Source organism: Pseudoalteromonas sp. TB64 (assembly GCF_000498095.1).
Lineage (GTDB): Bacteria > Pseudomonadota > Gammaproteobacteria > Enterobacterales > Alteromonadaceae > Pseudoalteromonas.
This window is the reverse complement of the sequence record NZ_AUTQ01000257.1, coordinates 1-4,726: the sequence shown is the minus strand read 5'-3', so window position 1 is coordinate 4,726 and position 4,726 is coordinate 1. Positions and strand designations below refer to the sequence as shown.

The following is a 4,726-nucleotide window of genomic DNA, read 5'->3' as shown; positions in this document are numbered from 1 at the left end:
GTGGGCGCAGGAGGATTCGAACCTCCGACCGCTCGGTTCGTAGCCGAGTACTCTATCCAGCTGAGCTATGCACCCACTTTCATAGATTGCTTATTTAAACTCTAAGCAGAGCGTATAAATTAAGACATAAAAAAACCGATTTCCATCGGTTTATTTTTCTTACACTTTAAAAGCGTATGAAAACATGAAAGTGGTGGGCGCAGGAGGATTCGAACCTCCGACCGCTCGGTTCGTAGCCGAGTACTCTATCCAGCTGAGCTATGCACCCACTTTCATAGATTGCTTATTTAAACTCTAAGCAGAGCGTATAAATTAAGACATAAAAAAACCGATTTCCATCGGTTTATTTTTCTTACACTTTAAAAGCGTATGAAAACATGAAAGTGGTGGGCGCAGGAGGATTCGAACCTCCGACCGCTCGGTTCGTAGCCGAGTACTCTATCCAGCTGAGCTATGCACCCACTTTATAGTTTACTTATTTTAACTCTAAGTAGAGCTTTTGCTTATTTAGACTCTAAGCGAGTTATTAAAGTATGGTGGGCGCAGGAGGATTCGAACCTCCGACCGCTCGGTTCGTAGCCGAGTACTCTATCCAGCTGAGCTATGCACCCATACTTTAAAACTTTACAAAACACGCCATTAAAAGAAATGGTGGAGAGGGAGGGATTCGAACCCTCGATAGAGCTACAAACTCTATACTCCCTTAGCAGGGGAGCTCCTTCGGCCACTCGGACACCTCTCCGTCTTGTGGGGCGTATAATAAAGATTTCAGAAAATATGTCAAACACTTTTCTACCAAAAGTGGCTATATGGTTATAGATTGTCCACAAGATTGGCTTTTAAGTGTGATTAGTTTGAAAATTAAACGTTTCCTGAATTTTTATCGGTGTTATTTACACCTAAAACAGGGATTAAATCATCCGATAAGTTTGCAAGGTACTGCTCTTGGTATCCTAACTGCTGAAATTCAGCAATACAGGCTCTATAATAATTTTGTCGGGCTTGCTCTGTTGTACAAATATCTGGCAACTCTTCAACACGTTTGCTTTTCATTTTATTATTCTAAGTCCGTTTAGTATTTATATTTAAAACCCTGAACATCTGAGGGCATCTGAATTTCAGTCATAGTGTAGTCAAAATCGATACAAACACAATATTGAATTTGAAAATAGCTATACCAAAAAGTTATAAGTATCGTTGTCGCTGATTCTAAACAACTGCACATAACAATAGGCTAATGAAACTGAATGAAATATTAACTAATACCTATAACTACTTTTAATTATCTATCTCATTTTATGCAATGAAAAGTAATTAGGGTTAGTTAGAGAGATCTCTCACAACTAATAAATACTTCTCGTACAATTCTCTATTAAACACACACAAAAACGCCGCTATTAAGCGGCGTTTATTAACTTATTTTGTTCTACCTAAAGCTTAGTCAGCTTGCGGGCGCATATGCGGAAACAAAATAACGTCTTTAATTGTTGATGAATCAGTAAACAACATAACTAAACGGTCAATACCAATACCTTCACCTGCAGTTGGCGGTAAGCCATACTCAAGTGCGCGTATGTAGTCTTCATCGTAATGCATTGCTTCATCATCGCCAGCGTCTTTCTCTTCAACTTGACGAGTAAAGCGCTCAGCTTGGTCCTGTGCATCGTTAAGCTCAGAGAAACCATTTGCAAGTTCACGACCGCCAACAAAAAACTCAAAACGGTCTGTAACAAATGCATTGTCGTCGTTACGGCGAGCTAGTGGAGAAACTTCCCACGGGTAGCCAGTAATAAACGTAGGTTGAATAAGCATGTGCTCTGCTGTTTCTTCAAATATTTCGCACAAGAACTTACCTGGACCCCAAACACAATTTTCAGGAATTTTAACGTGCACTTGTTTAGCGTACGCTTTTAATTCGTCAAAATGGTTTTCTGGGTCGTTAAATACCGCAGCATCAAACTCAGGATTATATTTTAAGATTGCGTCGCTCATACTTAAACGTGTAAACGGTTGGCCAAAGTCGTACTCAACTGAGTCAATTACTTCGCCGTTTTCGTCTTTAGTTGTATTAACTACAACTGCACTACCTAGTACGTTTTCTGCAACCGTACGTAGCATGTCCTCGGTGATGTTCATCAGGTCGATGTAATCAGCGTATGCTTGGTAAAATTCAATCATTGTGAATTCTGGATTGTGACGCGTAGATAACCCTTCGTTACGGAAGTTACGGTTAATTTCGAATACACGGTCAAAACCACCTACCACTAAGCGCTTTAAGTAAAGCTCAGGCGCTATACGTAAGTACATGTCGATATCAAGTGCATTATGGTGAGTTACAAACGGACGTGCAGATGCACCGCCAGGTATAACCTGTAGCATTGGTGTTTCTACTTCCATAAAGTCACGATCTGCTAAAAAGCGACGAATGCCTTCAACTACTTGTGAACGAATGCGGAATGTTTCGCGCGTTGCTTCGTTAGTAATTAAATCAACGTAACGTTGGCGGTACTTTGTTTCTTGATCTGATAAGCCATGGAATTTTTCAGGTAACGGACGAAGTGACTTAGTTAGTAGTTGGTACTCAGTCATTTCTACGTATAAATCGCCTTTACCCGATTTATTTAGCGCACCTTTAACACCAATAATATCGCCAGTGTCTAGTTGACCATATTTTTCTTTAAGATCTTTTTGAACGTCTTTAGATGCATACGCTTGTACACGACCTTTCATGTCTTGAATTACAAAAAACGGTCCACGCTTTGCTAAAATACGTCCAGCAATAGACACAACTTCTTGCATCTCTACTAATTCTTCTTTGCTCTTATCACCAAACTGGGCTTGCAAGTCAGCCGTGTAATGCTCACGACGGAATTGGTTTGGATGACCGTTGGCTGGGCAATTTTCGCGTATAGCATCTAACTTGCCGCGACGCTCAGCGATTAACTTGTTTTCGTCTTGGATTTTATCAGTCATTTTTTAGCTCTTTATTAGCTTGGTGGTTATAAGCCAGATTTAAGGCTGGCTTCAATAAATTTATCTAAGTTACCGTCAAGTACCGATTGGGTATTACGGTTTTCAACGCCTGTGCGTAAATCTTTAATGCGTGCGTCATCAAGTACGTATGAACGAATTTGACTACCCCAACCAATATCAGATTTAGCATCTTCTTGCGTTTGTTTTTCAGCATTTTGCTGTTGTAGCTCAAGCTCAAATAATTTAGCTTTTAACTGCTTCATCGCTTGGGCTTTATTTTTATGCTGTGAACGCTCGTTTTGACACTGCACTACGGTATTTGTTGGTACGTGAGTAATACGAACCGCCGATTCGGTGGTGTTAACGTGCTGACCACCCGCGCCCGATGCACGGTAAACGTCTATACGTAGGTCTGACGGATTCATATCAATTTCAATATTATCGTCAACTTCTGGATATACAAACGCAGAAGCAAATGAGGTATGACGACGGCCACTCGAGTCAAATGGACTTTTACGTACTAAGCGATGTACGCCTGTTTCTGTACGTAACCAACCGTAAGCGTATTCGCCAACAAAACGAACTGTTGCGCCTTTAATACCGGCTACATCACCGTCGGTCGCTTCAACTAGCTCAACTTTAAAGCCTTTAGCTTCGCCCCAACGTAAATACATACGAAGTAAAATATTACACCAGTCTTGGGCTTCAGTACCGCCAGAACCCGATTGTAAATCAAGGTAAGCATCGTTTGAGTCATGAGGACCTGAAAACATACGACGAAACTCTAAACCTTCTAACTGCTCGTTTAGATCAGTTAATTCGCTTTGCGCTTCGTCAAAGGTATCTTGGTCTTCGGCTTCTACTGCTAGCTCAAGTAAACCTTCAACATCATCAGTACCGGCTACAAGGTTGTCGATTGTTTCAACAACAGCTTCTAATGCTGACTTTTCACGGCCAAGCGCTTGTGCGCGTTCAGGCTCATTCCATACGGCTGAATCTTCGAGTTCGGCGTTAACTTCTTCTAGGCGTTCTTGTTTAAGAGCGTAGTCAAAGGTACCCCCGAAGCAATTCAGTACGTTCGCGAATTTCCTTGATTTGGTTAATCACAGGATTCACTTCAAACATGTACATCACTCCAAAATGGCTAGGTAATTGCGCCCCTTTAAATGGGATTTCCGCAATAAATTATCGTCAAATGATAAAAACGCCCGATTTTAACAAAAAACCGCGCGCTTTATTAGCATTTTATGCATGATATTACATATTTTTTAGTGCACTTTTTCAAGCTCTCTAACTATTAGCTGTAGCGTAAATTTACCTCTAAACTCATTTATATCTAGCTGATACGCTACTTTTACAAACTTAGCCTCAGTATCTGGCCACTCTTTTACATCAATACCAAAAGCAATGGCATCAACTAATCGACCTGATTGATGCTTTAACACGAGCTTTAAATGCTTTTCGCCTACTATGCGCTGCTGTATTAGTTCAAATGTATGCTCAAACACCGGCTCAGGAAATTGCTGCCCCCACGGACCAGATTGCTTTAATAACTGTGCAAATTCCATAGTAAAGCACTCGTTTGGCAACTCACCGTCGGTAAACACAATACAGCGTTTACTTTCTTCGCTAAGTTGAGCGCTAACAGCGGCATCAAACGCTATTTTAAAGTCGTTAAAATGTTGCTCGTTAATACTTAAACCGGCGGCCATTGCATGACCACCAAATTTATTAATTAAATGTGGATCGGCGG

The 4,726-nt window shown here is 40.9% G+C and carries 3 protein-coding genes, 5 tRNA genes and 1 pseudogene; all 9 read right to left on the bottom strand.

The genetic code is table 11. The annotated features are described in order from the left end of the window. Position 1: 1 nt before the first annotated feature. A tRNA-Arg gene (locus L647_RS0121150) sits at positions 2 to 75 on the bottom strand. A gap of 116 nt (positions 76 to 191) precedes the next feature. Then, positions 192 to 268: transfer RNA gene (locus L647_RS0121145), tRNA-Arg, on the bottom strand. Positions 269 to 384: 116 nt separating this feature from the next. Then, positions 385 to 461: transfer RNA gene (locus L647_RS0121140), tRNA-Arg, on the bottom strand. Positions 462 to 534: 73 nt separating this feature from the next. Next, a tRNA-Arg gene (locus L647_RS0121135) sits at positions 535 to 611 on the bottom strand. Positions 612 to 649: 38 nt separating this feature from the next. After that, positions 650 to 742: transfer RNA gene (locus L647_RS0121130), tRNA-Ser, on the bottom strand. Between the two features lie 119 nt (positions 743 to 861). Next, the gene (locus L647_RS0121125) at positions 862 to 1,053 is read right to left on the bottom strand and encodes a hypothetical protein (RefSeq protein ID WP_024612781.1); all 192 of its coding nucleotides are present in this window, start codon (positions 1,051 to 1,053) and stop codon (positions 862 to 864) included. Positions 1,054 to 1,437: 384 nt separating this feature from the next. Beyond that, the gene (lysS, locus tag L647_RS0121120) at positions 1,438 to 2,973 is read right to left on the bottom strand and encodes a lysine--tRNA ligase (RefSeq protein ID WP_024612780.1); all 1,536 of its coding nucleotides are present in this window, start codon (positions 2,971 to 2,973) and stop codon (positions 1,438 to 1,440) included. Between the two features lie 26 nt (positions 2,974 to 2,999). Then, a protein-coding gene (gene prfB / locus L647_RS0121115; protein ID WP_096058065.1) for a peptide chain release factor 2 occupies positions 3,000 to 4,098 on the bottom strand; the annotation gives its coding sequence in 2 pieces (ribosomal slippage) (positions 3,000 to 4,022 and positions 4,024 to 4,098; 1,098 coding nt in all). Positions 4,099 to 4,241: 143 nt separating this feature from the next. Beyond that, positions 4,242 to 4,726: pseudogene (locus L647_RS0121105) on the bottom strand (single-stranded-DNA-specific exonuclease RecJ); the annotation flags it as partial.